Source organism: Streptomyces sp. NPDC101165, from assembly GCF_044768135.1.
Classification (GTDB): domain Bacteria; phylum Actinomycetota; class Actinomycetes; order Streptomycetales; family Streptomycetaceae; genus Streptomyces.
The window spans coordinates 154,554-170,652 of the sequence record NZ_JBIWPG010000013.1 but is presented as its reverse complement, the minus strand read 5'-3'; the positions used below and the strand labels follow the sequence as shown (position 1 = coordinate 170,652).

Sequence of the window (16,099 nt, the reverse complement as noted above, 5' to 3'; positions counted from 1 at the left end):
CTCGGGCAGGCGGCGGACCAGGGGCAGGAGGGTGTGGGCGGTGTCGGGCGTCGTTGTGCCGGGGTCAGCCCATTCCCGGGCCCGCCGTCCCGGCGAGGGCTTCGAGGTCGCTCTTGCGGACCTTGATCGCGATCCAGGCGGTGAGGAACGCGAGTCCGGCCATCGCCACGGCCGGGATGAAGGCGATCGAGATGCCGTGGGCGAGCACCTCGCTTCCCCAGGGCGCGGGCAGCTGGTGCGTCTTGGCGAACTGCGCCTTCTGCTCCGGCGTGCCCTGTGCGAGGAACTTCGGCAGCTGCTTCTTCGCCTCGTCCGTGCTCGCCGAGCCGAAGACGGTGGTCAGGATGGACAGTCCCAGCGAGCCGCCGACCTGCTGCGTGGCGTTGAGCAGCCCGGAGGCCGCACCCGCCTCGTGCTGGGCGACACCGGAGACCGCCGTGACAGTGACCGTCACGAAGTTCAGGCCCATGCCGAAGCCGAAGACCAGCATCGGGCCCAGGATCCCGCTGACGTAGGAGCTGTCGGGAGTGATGAAGGTCTGCCAGAACAGCCCGATGGCCACGAGCGCCGAGCCGGTCATCATGAACGGCTTGGGGCCGAGCGTGGGCAGGAACCGCTGCGACAGACCCGCGCCGACCGCGATGGCGACCGTCACGGGGAGGAAGGCCAGACCGGCCTTGATCGGGCTGTAGCCGAGCACGTTCTGGACGAACAGCACGATGTAGAAGAACATGCCGAACATCGCCGCTGCCAGGCTCAGCATGACCACGTAGGTGCCCGAGCGGTTGCGGTCGCGGAACATCTTGAGCGGGGTGATCGGTTCCTTCGCCCGCAGCTCGGTGAAGACGAAGGCCAGCAGAAGCACCACCGCCGCGGCGAACGAGCCGAGGGTGAGCCCGTCCCGCCAGCCGTCCTCCGAGGCGCGGATGAACCCGTACACCAGCGAGGCCATGCCCGCCGTGGAGGTCAGCGCACCCGCGATGTCGAACCGCCCCGGGTGCCGCTGGGACTCGCTGATGTACAGCGGCGCGAGTGCGGCGATCAGCACGCCGATGGGCACGTTGACGAAGAGCACCCACCGCCAGTCGAGCCAGTCGGTCAGCATGCCGCCCGCGAGCAGGCCGATGGCACCGCCGCCCGCCGACACCGCGGCGAACACACCGAACGCCCGGTTGCGCTCGGGGCCTTCGGGGAAGGTGGTGGTGATCAACGCGAGCGACGTGGGCGATGCGATCGCGCCTCCCACACCCTGCAGGGCGCGTGCGGCCAGCAGCTGCCAGGGTTCCTGGGCCAGGCCGCCCAGCAGCGAGGCGAAGGTGAACAGCAGGATGCCAGTCATGAACACCCGGCGCCGGCCGAGGATGTCACCGGCCCGTGCGCCGAGGAGCAGCAGACCACCGAAGGTGAGCGTGTAGGCGCTGACCACCCAAGTGAGGTCCGTGGTGCTGAACTTGAGTGCGTCTTGAATGTGCGGGAGCGCGATGTTCACAATCGTCGCGTCGAGCACCACCATGAGTTGGCAGGCCGCGATGACGGTGAGCGCTATGCCGGGATGCCCCTCCCGGCGGGCCGCTCCTGGTTTCTGTTCCTGGATGAGCTGAGAGGTTGTCACTATGGGTCCCCCACAAAGGCTTTAGTGAACGCTCGCGTTCACTGTCCCGTCAACGGTAGTGAGTCCCCAACAGTGAACGCAAGCGTTCACTTAAACCTGTGTCGCGCATCGCGTCCCCCGTGCTGCGGCGCGACACGGTCCCGCCCCGGAACCCCCCCCGCTTCCCCTTGCCTGCTGGAGAAACACAGATGGTTACCTCGCGCTGGACGGCCGCCCCTGCTCAGGCGGCTTCCCCTCGTCGGCGCGGTGCGGTGCTCGAGCGCGCGATCCTGGACGCCGCTCTGGAGCAGCTCAGCACGGTCGGCTGGAACGGCCTGACGATGGAAGGTGTCGCCGCCGGCGCCCAGACCGGCAAGGCCGCGGTCTACCGTCGCTGGCCCTCCAAGGAGGACCTGGTCGCCGACGCGCTGGAGGCCGGACTGCCCCGCTTCGAGGAGGTACCCGACCTCGGCAGTGTGCGCGAGGACCTGCTGGCCCTGTGCCGGCGAGCGCGGGACGCGATGTTCTCGCGCCCCGGTTTCGCGTTGCGCGCAGTGATTCACGAATGCGATCCGGCGCAGGCCGAGCGTTTCCATGGCGTGATCTTCGAAGGGGTGGTCGAGCCGACCATCAAGCTGCTGCGCGAGGTTGTCACCCGAGGAATAGGGCGGGGAGAGGTGCGGTCCGACGCGGCCAACGGCTACGTCTTCGACGTCATCCCGGCGATGATGATGTACCGCTCGAAGATGTGCGGCAGCGAATGGAGTGAGCAGGATCTGGAAGAGATGATCGACCAGCTGATGCTTCCGCTGCTGCGGCCGCACGGCGCCTGATCCCGGCCGCCGGCGACCTCCGTGCCGACCGGGGGACCTGGGGTGTCGCGCGATGATCCCGGCGGCGTACGCTAAGGGCGCCATGCCGTACGAACCACCCACTCATACCGTCGAGCGCTCCCTGCGCGCCACGACCGGAGCGAAGGTCATTGCCGGCGTCGACGAGGTGGGGCGGGGGGCTTGGGCAGGGCCCGTCACCGTCTGCGCGGCGATCACCGGACTCCGTCGGCCCCCCGAGGGTCTGACCGACTCCAAGCTGCTGACCGTCAAACGGCGCACGGAACTGGCCGAGATACTGCGGTCGTGGGTGACGGCCTATGCCCTGGGGCATGCTTCCCCCGAGGAGATCGACGACTTGGGGATGACCGCCGCACTGCGGCTCGCAGCGGTCCGTGCCCTGGACGCTCTGCCGGTCCGCCCCGACGCCGTGATCCTCGACGGGAAGCACGACTACCTCGGTGCCCCGTGGAAGGTGCGCACGGTGATCAAGGGCGACCGGTCGTGCGTGGCCGTTGCGGCGGCGTCGGTGATCGCCAAGGTCCAGCGCGACAAAATGATGGCCGAACTGGGTATCGACCATGCAGACTTCGGATTTGCGGACAACGCCGGGTATCCGTCGCCCGTGCACAAGGCCGCACTGGAGGTACGGGGACCCACTCCGTACCACCGCTTGTCGTGGGCGTATCTTGATGCGCTGCCTCAGTGGCGGCACCTCAAGAAGGTCCGCAGCTGGGCGGACGGAAGCGCTCCGGAAATCGAGGGTCAGCTCGGCTTCGATTTCTGACGGTTCCGGTCGCACTGATGTGCCACCCGGTCACCCGCGCCGCACCAACGTTTGATAAATATCAGCTCATGCCTCTCATTCCCGAGGAGCCTCAGATTCACGAGAGTGCCCAGGGTCCCCGCGCCACGCCCGCCAGCGGCCGTACCGCGCCGACCCCTCGCCCCGTACCCGGCCCCCGCCCCGCGGCTCCGTCGCGCCCCGGTCGTCCCGGCCCTCTGCGGCCCACGCCGCCGGTGCAGCGGACGCAGCGTGACGTGGCTCCGGCCAAGCCAGGCCCGTCGGGCCCGGCCGCTCCCGCCGCTCCGGCGGCTACCCCGCAGATCCAGCTGATCCCGGCCTCGGCCGAGGGTGCGCTCGACGCAGCCGACGAGGCCGTGGACCTGCTCCTGGACTCGGGCCGTGCTCCCGCGGACGTGCTGGTGATCACCACCGGTTCCCAGCACCCGTGGGCCGAGCACGAACTGTCCTTCGGTGAAGCCTCCTACTGGGCGCAGCATGACGCCGGTGACGACGTGTTCTACACGGACGCCGCCATCGCCTCCCGTGCCGTGTCCCGCCCCGTGGTGGTTGTGGCCGTCAACGACGGTTCCGCCGCCGCTGCCGCCACCGTCCTTCCGCTGGCCCACTCCCGGGCCGGTGCGCTGCTGATCGTCTGCGGTGACCCGCAGCAGATCAACTCGGTGCTGGGCGCGGGCGTCTGAGTCCCGCCCGGCACCTCGGGGTGCCGGGGCGACGAAGGCAGTTCCGAGGGCTTCCGCACGGTGCTGCTTTCGGTATGCCCGGATGACTGGCGGTGGCCGTTCCTCCTCCGGGGACGGCCGCCTGTCGGACGTCTGGGCGGCCGTGTGAAGAAGGCTGTGCGTCCGGGTACCGGGCGGACCGCGCGGGTGTCGTGCGGACCGTGCCGCACCGCGTACGAGCCTTGGTGTCGCGTGACTCGTACGCGGCCGCACCCGGAGCGGAGCCTTCAGCGAGCCGCCGCGCGGCGCAGCACCTCGGAGACCGGGCCGCCGGTGCGAGGTGGCAGGGCCGGGACTTCCGACATGGCGAAGGGCTCCGGCTGCGAGTGGGTACTGGGCCGGCGACCGCCGCGCCCATCGCCGAGCACCTGCCAGCCGTCACCGGTCAGTGTGATGTACGCCCCGCAGCGCAGCCCGTGCAGTGTGCAGGCGTCGCGCAGCCCCCACATCCAGGCGCCGTCCTCCTCGGTCCAACGCGCGTCGCCCTCGCGGCAGTAGAGCAGCACGGCGGTGCGCACCGGGGTGCGGCGGCGCAGGTCGTGCGGAATGACCCGGCGCAGCTGGGCGAGCAGCGCGTTGCGGAACATCCAGCCGTCGGCCGGCGCCGGGCGGCGCAGGAAAGAGGCGCTGGCACACAGCCGTTCGTCGGGATCCAGCACGGCCACGATCGCCATGGACGGCTTGGGGCGATGGCGGGCGTGCAGCCCGCTGACGACCTCACGGGGATTGCGCAGCAGGGGGATTCCGGCGGCTGCCCACTCCGCGGGCTCGAGCAGGCGGCTGGCGGAAGCGGCGGACGCGGACGTCGACAACGAGGCCGCCGAGGACGAGGCGAATCCGAAGGTCACGTTCCTCCCTTCGGCTACGCGCCCACACTGCGGGCGAGGTCGGATTTCGGGGGACCGCGCACCGCAGCAAAGCCCAGCCGGATCACGGACGAACCGTGCGGGGAGCGGACTTCAATTCTTCCTGTCGAACTTGGATGCGGCAACGAGCAATTGGGGCCACCGACTGTTATCTGGCGGTGCGTGGCTTATATCCCTACCCACGAGTGCCCCTGATGACCCCTGTGGCGTTCGACCACGGCACGTGCGTGCGTCGGTCCGGGGGGGGCGAAGCACCACGCGCCACGGCCGGTCAGCCCTGGACGGCCAGCACCAGGGGCAACACCCCGTCGGCGCCGGCCCTTCTGAGTAGACGTGCCCCGACCGCGAGGGTCCAACCCGTCTCCGTGAAGTCGTCCACCAGCAGGACCGGACCACGGGCCTCGGCGAGCGCGGAGGCGAGAGCGGGCGGGACGGTCAGCGAGCCGTCGAGGGCCTTCAGGCGCTGGGCACTGTTGCTGCGTGACACCCGCGACGTGTCACCGGCGTACTCCACGGAGCCCAGCAGAGGCAGCCGGCCGATCTCGGCGATACGGGTGCCCAGGGAGTGGATCAGGGTCGGCCGGGTGCGGGAGGCGACAGTGACCACACCCACGGGCCGGGACTGCGCGCCGGCTGCCCCGGAGGCCCAGCCGCCGGGCCCCTTCGCCCAGTCCGCCAGCACCTCCACCACGGCTCGCGCCACGTCGTCCGGCACGGGCGCGTCCGGGGCCTGGGGTGCCAGCAGGGGCCGCAGCCGGTTGCCCCAGCCGATGTCCGACAACCGCCCCAGAGCCCGCCCGGACGAGGCCTGTTCACCGACCGGAATACGCCCCTTGAGATCGATGCCGATCGCGGGGAGGCCGGTCGGCCACATGCGGCGCGGCTCCACCTCGACCCCGGCACGGTCGAGGTCGACACGTGCTGCGTCCAGGGCCGACGTGGACGTGTCGGCGGTGAAGCGCGGCCCCGCGCAGTTGTCGCACCGGCCGCAGGGCTTGGCGCCCTCGTCGTCGAGCTGGCGCTGGAGGTACTCCATCCGGCAGTCCGTGGTGGAGGCGTACTCGCGCATCGCCTGCTGTTCCGCCTTGCGCTGCCGTGCCACCCAGTCGTATCGCTCGGCGTCGTACGACCATGACTGCCCGGTCGCGGTCCAGCCGCCCTTGACGCGGTTCACCGCTCCGTCCACGTCGAGGACCTTCAGCATCGTCTCCAGCCGGGAACGACGCAGTTCCACCAGGGGTTCGAGCGCCGGCAGCGACAGCGGCCTGTCCGCCCGGGCGAGGACGTCCAGAGTGCGGCGCACCAGATCCTCGGAGGGGAAGGCGAGCGACGCGAAGTACTCCCAGATCGCCTCGTCCTCCCGGCCCGGCAGCAGCAGCACCTCGGCGTGCTCGACGCCACGGCCCGCGCGGCCGACCTGCTGGTAGTAGGCGATGGGGGAGGAGGGCGAGCCCAGGTGAACGACGAATCCGAGGTCCGGCTTGTCGAAGCCCATACCGAGGGCGGAGGTGGCGACCAGCGCCTTGACCCGGTTGGCGAGCAGATCGTCCTCGGCCTGCTGCCGGTCGGCGTTCTCCGTCCGGCCCGTGTACGAGGCGACGGCGTGCCCGCGCTGTCGCAGGAAGGCGGTGACCTCCTCGGCGGCGGCCACGGTGAGGGTGTAGATGATGCCGGAGCCCGGCAGGTCGTCGAGGTGGTCGGCGAGCCAGGCCATCCGGTGCGCGGCGTCGGGCAGCCGCAGCACACCGAGGCTCAGGCTCTCCCGGTCCAGCGGCCCGCGCAGCACCAAGGCATCCGAGGAGCCGCCGGTGCCGAGCTGCTCGGCGACGTCGGCGGTCACGCGCGCGTTGGCCGTGGCGGTGGTGGCCAGCACCGGGACACCTGGCGGAAGTTCACTGAGCATGGTGCGCAGCCGGCGGTAGTCCGGGCGGAAGTCGTGGCCCCAGTCGGAGATGCAGTGGGCCTCGTCCACCACGAGCAGTCCGGTCGCCGCGGAGAGCTTGGGCAGGACCTGGTCGCGGAAGTCGGGGTTGTTCAGCCGCTCGGGGCTGACGAGCAGCACGTCGACCTCGCCGGCCTCGATCTCGGTCTGGACGGCGTCCCACTCCTCGGTGTTGGAGGAGTTGATGGTCCGGGCGTGGATACCGGCGCGGGCCGCGGCATCCACCTGGTTGCGCATGAGCGCGAGCAGCGGGGAGACGATCACCGTGGGTCCGCCGCCTCTGGCCCGCAGCAGCGAGGTCGCCACGAAGTACACCGCGGACTTGCCCCATCCCGTGCGCTGCACGACCAGGGCCCGGCGCCGGTCGGCGACCAGCGCCTCGATCGCCCGCCACTGATCCTCGCGCAGCCGGGCCGTGCCCGTGGTGTCCCCGACGAGCCGGGCGAGGACGGCGTCGGCCTGTGCCCGGAGGTCCGCGTTGCTCGTGTGCTCCATGCGCCCCATACAACAGGACGCGACTGACAATCGGGCGGGCGCCGGTCGCGAGCGGACGACCACGACGGTCCAGCCGTGGAGGGAGCAGCCACGACCGGGACCGACCTTGTCGTGTCCCTGATTCGAGTTATCCACAGGCTCAACCGGAATCTCATGATCCGCGAGATCGTCTGCGCATGACGAATCACAGCGAAACGACCGGACCCTTCGAAAACGGCGACACCGCGGGACGAGAGTCGCTGAACGAGCAGTCCGCGCACGACACCCAGGTCACCCTGCGCACCCCGGCCGAGCTGGCCGACGCCCTGCCCTACTTGCTCGGCTACCGGCCCGAGGACAGCATCGTGCTGGTCGCCCTGCACGACCGGGAAGGCCGCGGCAGGTTCGGCGGCCGGGCCCGGCTGGGCATCCCCGCGAGCACCGAGGACTGGGAGGATGCCGTGCAGCAATTGGTCCGGGGGCTGGTGACCAGCAGCGAGCGACGCGGCAGGCGGCCCGAGCAGATGGTCGCCTACGTCTGCCAGGAACCGGGCCAGGGCGAGACCGGCCGGGACGTGATGCTCCGGCTCGAGCCCCTGATCGCCCAGCTGCGCACCGAATGCGGCGACCTCGAAGCGCCCGTGGTCGAGGCACTGTGCATCTCGGACGGCCGCTTCTGGTCCTACAGCTGCGCGGTAGAGGGATGCTGTCCTGACGACGGAACGCCGATGGGCCTGCCCGGCACCTCGGTGCTGGCCGCCGCGGCCACCTACGCGGGGATCCAGGTGCGTGGCACGCTCCGTGAGCTGCGGGCCAGGCTGCTGCCCTGGGAGACCAGCGCCGCCCTGGAGCAGGAGGTCGCCCTGGACGCGGCCGGGATGTCCCTGGTGCCCCGCATCCTGGACGAAACGGCCCGGCAGAACGTGGCGGCGGAAACCCTCGATCTCGCCGAGCGGATCATTCACCGGTTCGCCGCGGCAGCGCCGGTGCCCGGCACGCACCCGGCCGACCTCCGTGACGACGAACTGCTCACCCACGACGAGGCGGCCACGCTGATCCTCGGGCTCCAGGACCGCACGACCCGCGACCGGGCGGCCGCCTGGATGGAGGGCGACGAGGCTGGTCCGGCTCTGCGGCTCTGGCGCACACTCGCCCGCCGCTGTGTCGGGCCGTACGGTGAGCACGCCGCCGCCCCGCTCACCCTGGCGGGCTGGGTCGCCTGGTCCACCGGCGACGAGCTGGAGGCCCGGGAAGCCCTCGCCATGGCACTGGGCGCGGACCCCGACTACCTCTTCGCCCGCCTGCTCCACCAGGCCTGCAACGAAGGACTCGACCCCGAGTCGGTCCGCCGCTGCCTGCGTGCGGAACGCACGGGGCGTGCCGGGACGGACACCGTGGAGCAGGCACACGCGGCAGTGGAAGCGGCCCCGGGCGCGCCTTCGGAAACGGTCGTCGCAGGCCCTGGAGCAGCTGCCCGGACGGACGGCCCCCGCGATGAGCGTGCCTCGCGGACCGGGGGTTCTCGGCGCCGTCGCCGACCGCGGGCCGCGGAAGGCGGCGACCGCGGCCCTCGTCCACCCCGAGGGGAGGACGCACGGCGGCGGTCGACCGGCTCCCACCCCGAATCGCCGGCCGGCGGACCTTCGCGTCCGGGCAGCACGAAGCCGGGCGTCATGCGCGCGCGTTCCGGTGAGGGGCCGAGCCGCGACACGGCGGCGGCGGGCGGCCAGCGGGAGGCCGAGGGGGACGGATGAGCACCGAGATACAGCGGCGCAGGATGAGCCCCTTCTTTCGCGCAGGTGCCCTGCCGGGCTTCCGCGCGACACGCCGCCATTCGGTCGGCTTCCCCCACGCGAGGCGTGACCAGGAGGAGTCCCTCTCCGTTCACCTGGGTGGCGGAACGCCTGGACAGGCCGTGCCGCCGTACGACCCTTGCATCTCCGGGCGCAGCACCCAGCGCGCAGCGCGCCCGAGGCGCACCGAGTGCAGAAGAAGCCACCGCATGCATCAGCAGTCGACTCGGCTCTCCACCATCGACGAGAGCCACCCGCTCGAGGTCGGGCACACGCCCTTCCCACAGCCCGGTGCCGGGATCACTGCACCGGACATCATCGGTGTCCCAAGGCCACCGTCGCCCCCGGGCTCGTCTCCGATCCCCCGAGCAGTCGACGGCCGGCCCCTGGGCTCGGCCCAGCGCACGAGCCAGCCGCGCCGCCCCACCACCGCACCGGCTCCCGGCGCTTCCCCGCGCAGGCCGTACGCGACGCCCCGGCCGGCTCCCGACCTGCCGCCCACGCACACCGCCCTGATCTGCGTCGCCCTGCCGGGCCTCGCCATCTCCGGCGAACAGGGACAACTGGCCGGACGGGGACTGGAGGGGTTCTACCGGGGCGGCCGACGCCTGCTCTCGCGGTGCCAGGTCCACGTCGCCGGGCGGGAACCGCTCGCGGTGCAGGCCAGGATGACCGGGGCGGACCGGGCTCGCTTCGTCGGGACGCTGCGTGTCTCCCCGGGGGCGGGTCCGGATCCCGACGTCGTCGTCGAGCGGACCCGCAGCGCCGACGGAACCGAGCGCATCACACTCCAGAACGCCTCCCCACGTCCCCTCCGCCTCCCGCTCGAGGTCGCCCTCGGCACGGACCTGGCGGACCTCGGCGCCATCGCCTCAGGCAGGACAGGCCCCGAACTCCCTGCCAGCGTCCATGACTCGGGCCTGCGCTGGTCCTCGGCCGGTGGCGGCGCCAGTGTCACCGCGCACCCCGCGCCCGCCGACGCAGTGGCCTCCGCCGGACTGCTGCGCTGGGAGCTGGAACTGCCTGCGGGCGGAACGACGAGCGTGGAACTGCGAGTACGCCTGGACGGTGCCGGACCGTTGCGCGCGGTGGGCCAGGCCGCGACGAGCTCCTTCGCGCCCGCCCGGGCGGCAGGCGACGACCCGCGAGTGGCCACCCTCCTCCGGGCGGCCGTCGACGACCTCCAGGCCCTGCTGCTGCGCGACCCCGCACACCCCGCTGACGCCTACCTCGCGGCGGGCGCGCCCTGGCGCTGCGGCATGGCCCCGGCCGAGGCGCTCGCCGCGGCCCGGATGGCGCTGCCCCTCGGCACCCGGCTCGCCGCAGGCACGCTGCGCACCCTCGCCCGCACCCAGCTTCCGGGCCGGGGCCCACAGGCCGGCCTGATCCCCGGTCCGCGACGCGACGCCGGGGCTCTCCTCCCGCCGGCGTGCACAGGCACCGAGGCCACGCTTCTCCTCCCCGTCCTGCTCGCCGAGGCCCGCCGCTGGGGACTCCCCGAGCAGGAGACGCAGGAACTGCTGCCCGCCGCCGAGCGCTGTCTGACCTGGCTGCGGACCATCGTCCGTGACGGCACCTACCTCCCCGACCCTCAGCCGGGAGGCCCGGTCCGCTGCGAGACGCAGGCCCACGCCCACCGTGCCGCTGTCCTCGGCGCCGATCTTCTCGACGCGTACGGCAGGCCAGGGGGCTCGGAGTTAAGAGAGTGGGCCCAGGCCGCGCGGAACGCGTTCCGCACCGACTTCTGGGTGGAGGACCGTGGCGGCGGACGCCCGGCTGCGGCCCTGGCGCCGGACGGCCGGCCCGTTGCGCACCTCGGCTCCGCCGCCGTGCACCTCCTCGACACCGGTCTGCTCGGCGGCGGCCGGCTCGCCCCCGGTCTGCTCGACAAGGTGCAGACCGAACAGCTCGCCCGGCTGCTCGGCAGCCCCGCGATGGACACGGGCTGGGGGCTAGGCGGCCTCGGGACCAAGGAGGCCGGACACAATCCGTTCGGCCACCGGACCGGAGCCGTGCGGGTCCACGAGACCGCGCTCGCCGTCGCCGGACTGGCCGCCGCCGGCTACGAGAAGGAGTCGAGCGGCCTGCTGAAGGGGCTGCTGGATGCAGCGGAGCTCTTCGGCCACCGACTGCCGGAGATGTTCGCGGGGGAGCAGCGCTCCGCCGGGAGTGCTCCCGTCCCGCACCCGGCGGCCTGCCGCCCGGCGGCCACCGCCGCGGCCTCCGCGGTCCTGGTCCTCACCACGCTCGCGGGCATCCGGCCCGACGCCCCCGCCCGCACCGTCACTCTGCGCCCGATGCAGAGCGCTCCTGTGGGTGAGATCGGTCTGACAGGGCTGCGCGTCGCGGGCACTCCCTTCGCCGTGCGGGTCAGCCGACTGGGCCTCGCCATGGTCGAGGAGGCGGCGGACGGTCTGCAATTGGGGGTGTGACCTCGTACGACGCGACCGGCACGGCGACCGGGAGCCCACCCCGCGCCCCATACCGGAACGAAGCGGACCGCTGCCTGCGCGGTGGACGAAGGGAGTGTTTATCGTCAGGCAGACGACTATGATCGCCGCATGCCCTACGACCCGTCAGCCTTTCCGCCCTTCGCCGTCACCGTGGACCTGGTCGTGCTGACCGTGCGCCGCCATGCCCTGTGCGCGTTGGCGGTACGCAGGGGCGAGCCGCCGTTCCAGGGGCGCTGGGCGCTGCCCGGCGGATTCGTGCGGGCTGACGAGGATCTGTCCCAGGCGGCAGCGCGGGAGCTGGTCGAGGAGACCGGACTGCGCGCCCACGACCCCTCGGCTCCGGCCCAGGACAACGGCGCCCACCTGGAGCAGCTGGCCACCTACGGCGACCCGAAGCGGGACCCCCGGATGCGGGTCGTCAGCGTCGCGCACCTCGCCCTCGCCCCGGACCTGCCCGCACCGCGGGCCGGCGGCGACGCGAGCAACGCGCGCTGGGCGCCGGTCGAGGAGCTGCTCCAGCAGGGCGGGTACGGCCGCGACGGTGAACCGGTGGCGCCGCTCGCCTTCGATCACGCCCAGATCCTCGCCGACGGGGTCGAGCGGGCCCGGTCCAAGATCGAGTACTCGTCGTTGGCCACCGCGTTCTGTCCGCCCGAGTTCACCGTCGGCGAGCTGCGCCGGGTCTACGAGGCGGTGTGGGGCGTGGCCCTCGACCCGCGCAACTTTCACCGCAAGGTCACCGGAACGCCGGGTTTCCTGGTTCCGACGGGCGGTACGACCACCCGCCAGGGCGGCCGGCCGGCCCAGCTCTTCCGGGCCGGTGGCGCCACACTGCTCAACCCTCCGATGCTCCGTCCCGAGGTCTGATCCATCGAACGGCGGACAAAAGTCCCCTCCGACTTGCGCGCCACCGAAGAACAGATCAGGTGATACCCGAAAAACCGGACACTCCGCGCTATCTTGCTGCAGGTGATCCAGGCTTTCGGACTGACCAGCAACCCCCGCAAGGGTCACCCGCCTGCCGTCGACGACGTCTCCTTCGAGGCGCCCGCCGGCCGTGTCACCGTGCTCCTCGGGGCGGAGGGTGCCGGCAAGACGACCGTGCTCAGACTGATGCTCGAACTCCAACAGGGGCGCGGCATCACCTACTTCAGGGGTCGGCCCCTGCATCAGATCGCCCACCCGGCACGGGAGGTCGGCGTGCTTCTCGGCGACGTGCCCGGTCATCCGACCCGCTCGGTGCGCGGGCATCTGCGCATGCTGTGTGCGGCGGCGGGAGTTCCCGCCCGGCGTGCCGACGAGGTCCTCGAGGTCGTGGGCCTCGTCAGCTTCCGCGAGGAACGCCTCGGCACCCTGTCGCGGGGCATGGACCGCAGACTGGGACTGGCCTGCGCCCTCCTGCCCGACCCGCACACGCTCGTGCTGGACGACCCCGCCGACGGCCTCTCCGCCCGCGAGGCGCGCTGGCTGCACGGCATGCTGCGCGCACACGCGACCCAGGGCGGCACGGTGCTGTTCACGACTGCAGACTCCAAGGAGGCCGCACGCGAGGCCGACCGGGTCGTCACCCTCGACGACGGCAGGATCGTCGCCGACCTGGAGGCCAAGGAGTTCGCCCGCACCCGGCTTCGTCCGCGCGTGGCCGTCCGCAGCCCTCACGCCGCCCGCCTCGCGGCCCTGCTCGCCAAGGAGGCCCGCACCGACCAGCGGTCCGTCGAGGTCGTGCGGGAGGGAGGCAACCGTCTCTCCGTGTACGGCAGTACGACCGCGGACATCGGCGAGACCGCCTTCCGGCACGGCATTCTCGTCCACCAACTCGCCGACGAGGTGGGGGACATGGGGCCGGGCACGGATGCGGGAACCGAGGGTGGGGCGAGAGCGGCCGAGGAGGCGGTGGCGGCCGAGCCGGAACGCGCAGAAACGGTCCACTCGCCGGAGGGACCGGCGCAAGCCGCGTCCGGCTCATCGCAGGAGGAGCGGGTCGCTCCACCTGCGCAGGCAGTGTCCGGTCGCGCGTCCGGGGACCAGGAACTGGCGGCGTCCAGTGTCTCGACGCCGGAGTGGGAGCCTGAGGCGGAGCAGGGCGTCGGCGACGAGTGGCCTCCGCTCGGGGGCGTTCATGGCCGCGGCTCCGTGCCGAGCCACACGAGGATCGCCGACGGTGCCCCGGCCAAGGGGGCGTCGCAGGCCGACACCGTCTCCGGAACCGGCCGTACGTCCCTCGACGCTGCTCCTGGAGCCGACCGTACGTCCCCGAGTGTGGCCCCCGCGGCCGCGGCCCAAGTGGCCGGCGGTGCAGAGGCGGCCGCTCCCACCGGTGGGCCTGCGATCGCCGCCGACATCCGCTCCCTCGCAGCCGCACTCGAGGTCGACCCCCCGGAGGTGTCCACGGAGCCGGGGGCAGAAGCCGACACCGCGAGCACCACCGCGGTCGGCACGCTGGCGGTCGGCACAACCGTCCCCGGCGCGCGGAATCCGGACACCCGGAGACCCGGCAGCCCCCAGCCCCGGACCGGGCAGGCCGGGCAACCGGCACGCTCGCGCGCCGACGCCGTCCCTGCCCTCGACGCCCTGTCCTCCCTCCCACCCTCCATCTCGGTCCGGCCCGCCCACAGCCCGCTGCGCCCCCTGCGCTACGAACTCCGGCGCGCCACCGGAATCGGCACCGGATTCCTCACCTGCGGAGTCGTGCTGGTGGTGTCCACGCTCACCGCCGTACTCCTGGCGAGGCTCGGCCACACCCCGCAGGCGCGGCTCTTCGCGGCGTGGCCGCGGGAGCTTCCCCTGCCGCCCACGGCGCTCGCGGCGGGGCTGCTCGGTGCGCTGGCCTTCGGAGACGAGTTCCGCCACCCCGCGCTGGCGGCGGACCGCGGGACCGTGCCCCGTCGGCTGGGGCTGCTCACCGCGAAACTCCTCGTCTCCGGAGCCACCGCCCTGATGCTGGCCTTCCTCACCGTGGGCTGCGACGCCGAAGCGCTCTATCTCGTCTACGGGCGGGAGCTGACACGAGTTCCCTCGGACTGGCTCTCACTCAGTGCGAGTTGGCTCGGTCTGGTCGTCGGCTGCGCGTGGGCCGGTGTCCTGGCGTCCGGCGTCTTCCGGTCCACGGCGGCGGGCCTCGCCGCTGTTCTCGCCGTACCCGTCGTCGTCGTGCCCGCCGTGCACCAGGCGCTGCAGGGCCCCACCGTGCCGGCCGCGGCCGGCTTCCCGATGCGGATGCGGGAGGTCTTCCTGTTGCAGTGGCCCTTCGGAGGGGAGCGGTATGCGCTCGCCATGGCCCGGATCGTCACCCAACCCGTGGGTGGCGCACTGACGTTGTCGCTGGCGGCGCTGCTGTGTGCGTATCTGGTCACGACGCTGCGCGCCAGGGCCCGATGACGACCGTCCGTACGTTTGCGGTCCTGCTGTGCGCACAACTCCCCGGAGAAAGCCCGTTTCTTTCCGATAAGGCGTCAATTGCGGCGCGGTGAGCGATCACCCTTTCGTGTGCTTTTCACCAAAGACCTCAAGGGAGTTGGAGGCGGCGCCGACAAAGGATCCGTGAGTACCCTTGCGCACACCATGATGACCGCCGCCCGCTCCGCAGACTCTGGTCTGACCGGCCCGGGCGATCTCGACCGCTACCCCTACACCGAGGCCCCGGTGACCGACCGTGTCGGAGCACCCGCCTGGGACGGAGCGGACCCCGAGCTGGGCCGCGTGGGCCGGCGCGCCGCGGGCAGCCGCGGACGCGGACTGCACGGCCAACTCGTCCAGCAGCTGGGTCAGATGATCGTCTCCGGCGACCTCGGGGCGGACCGCCCGCTGGTGCCCGAGGAGATCGGCCAGCGGTTCGAGGTCTCCCGCACCGTCGTCCGCGAGTCCCTCCGTGTCCTGGAGGCCAAGGGCCTCGTCAGCGCCCGCCCGAACGTCGGCACGCGCGTGCGTCCCGTCAGTGACTGGAACCTCCTGGATCCGGACATCATCGAATGGCGGGCCTTCGGGCCCCAGCGCGACGACCAGCGCCGCGAGCTGAGCGAGCTGCGCTGGACGATCGAGCCGCTCGCCGCCCGCCTCGCCGCCGGGCACGGCCGTGAGGAGGTGCAGCAGCGCCTGTCCGACATGGTCGAGATCATGAGCCATGCCATGGCCCAGGGCGACGCGCTGACCTTCTCGCGCGCCGACACGGAGTTCCATGCGCTGCTCATCCAGATCGCGGGCAACCGCATGCTGGAGCACCTCTCCGGGATCGTCTCGGCCGCCCTCCAGGTCTCCGGCGGACCGGTCACGGGCTGCGACCGGCCGAACGAGGCCTCCCTCGCCCTGCACGCGCGGATCGTCGACGCGCTCGGCACCGGCGACGGTACGGCGGCGGAGTCGGCCATGCGGCAACTGCTCACCGTCCACCCCGAGGTGGAGCGCGTGGTTCCTGCCCCGCGCGAGCACTGACCCGTACCGAAGACGGTGCGGTCGCCAGTGTGCCGCGTTCTCGTGGTTCTCGTGGCGGCGCCGGGCCTGGGAACCGGCCGTGGGGGGGGGGGCGCCCCCCCCCCCCGGTGTACGCGCACCGCGCCCGCACACCCCCCCCCCCCCCCCACCCGAGGCGGTGCCGGCGGCCCCACCAACCAAAACTCGAAAAACACA

The 16,099-nt window shown here is 72.3% G+C and carries 11 protein-coding genes; 8 read left to right on the top strand and 3 right to left on the bottom strand.

The genetic code is table 11. The features are described 5' to 3' along the window. Positions 1-64: 64 nt before the first annotated feature. A complete protein-coding gene (locus ACIRVH_RS27880) occupies positions 65-1,612 on the bottom strand; it encodes an MFS transporter (protein ID WP_403958357.1) in 1,548 nt (515 codons plus the stop codon). Between the two features lie 188 nt (positions 1,613-1,800). On the opposite strand from ACIRVH_RS27880, the gene ACIRVH_RS27875 reads away from it, so the two are divergent. The 3 genes from ACIRVH_RS27875 (at position 1,801) to ACIRVH_RS27865 (ending at position 3,909) form a co-directional block, all read left to right on the top strand. After that, positions 1,801-2,424, top strand: a complete 624-nt coding sequence (locus ACIRVH_RS27875) for a TetR/AcrR family transcriptional regulator (protein ID WP_403958575.1) — start codon at positions 1,801-1,803, stop codon at positions 2,422-2,424. An 82-nt stretch (positions 2,425-2,506) separates the two neighbouring features. Next, the gene (locus ACIRVH_RS27870; RefSeq protein WP_403958354.1) at positions 2,507-3,208 is read left to right on the top strand and encodes a ribonuclease HII; all 702 of its coding nucleotides are present in this window, start codon (positions 2,507-2,509) and stop codon (positions 3,206-3,208) included. Positions 3,209-3,276: 68 nt separating this feature from the next. After that, on the top strand, positions 3,277-3,909 hold the full coding sequence (locus ACIRVH_RS27865; protein WP_403958351.1) for a hypothetical protein: 633 nt from the start codon (positions 3,277-3,279) through the stop codon (positions 3,907-3,909). Positions 3,910-4,175: 266 nt separating this feature from the next. Here the strand turns inward: ACIRVH_RS27865 and ACIRVH_RS27860 are convergent, their stop codons facing one another. Together ACIRVH_RS27860 and ACIRVH_RS27855 are read right to left on the bottom strand one after the other, a co-directional pair. After that, positions 4,176-4,796 (bottom strand): hypothetical protein, encoded by a 621-nt coding sequence (locus ACIRVH_RS27860; protein WP_403958349.1) that lies wholly within the window; start codon positions 4,794-4,796, stop codon positions 4,176-4,178. Between the two features lie 289 nt (positions 4,797-5,085). Beyond that, positions 5,086-7,251 (bottom strand): RecQ family ATP-dependent DNA helicase, encoded by a 2,166-nt coding sequence (locus tag ACIRVH_RS27855; protein WP_403958346.1) that lies wholly within the window; start codon positions 7,249-7,251, stop codon positions 5,086-5,088. Positions 7,252-7,427: 176 nt separating this feature from the next. Here ACIRVH_RS27855 and ACIRVH_RS27850 point away from each other — a divergent pair, with 176 nt between their 5' ends. From ACIRVH_RS27850 to ACIRVH_RS27830, 5 genes are all read left to right on the top strand, one after another. After that, on the top strand, positions 7,428-8,984 hold the full coding sequence (locus ACIRVH_RS27850) for a DUF4192 family protein (RefSeq protein WP_403958343.1): 1,557 nt from the start codon (positions 7,428-7,430) through the stop codon (positions 8,982-8,984). A gap of 248 nt (positions 8,985-9,232) precedes the next feature. Beyond that, positions 9,233-11,455 carry a glycogen debranching N-terminal domain-containing protein gene (locus ACIRVH_RS27845; protein ID WP_403958341.1) on the top strand — a complete coding sequence of 741 codons (2,223 nt, stop codon included), beginning with the start codon at positions 9,233-9,235 and terminating at the stop codon, positions 11,453-11,455. 129 nt (positions 11,456-11,584) lie between these two features. Beyond that, entirely contained in the window at positions 11,585-12,343 is a 759-nt protein-coding gene (locus tag ACIRVH_RS27840) for an NUDIX domain-containing protein (protein ID WP_145882949.1), read from the top strand. A gap of 93 nt (positions 12,344-12,436) precedes the next feature. Continuing rightward, the gene (locus ACIRVH_RS27835) at positions 12,437-14,854 is read left to right on the top strand and encodes an ATP-binding cassette domain-containing protein (protein ID WP_403958338.1); all 2,418 of its coding nucleotides are present in this window, start codon (positions 12,437-12,439) and stop codon (positions 14,852-14,854) included. Positions 14,855-15,016: 162 nt separating this feature from the next. Further along, positions 15,017-15,904 (top strand): FadR/GntR family transcriptional regulator, encoded by an 888-nt coding sequence (locus tag ACIRVH_RS27830; RefSeq protein ID WP_403958337.1) that lies wholly within the window; start codon positions 15,017-15,019, stop codon positions 15,902-15,904. Positions 15,905-16,099: the final 195 nt, after the last annotated feature.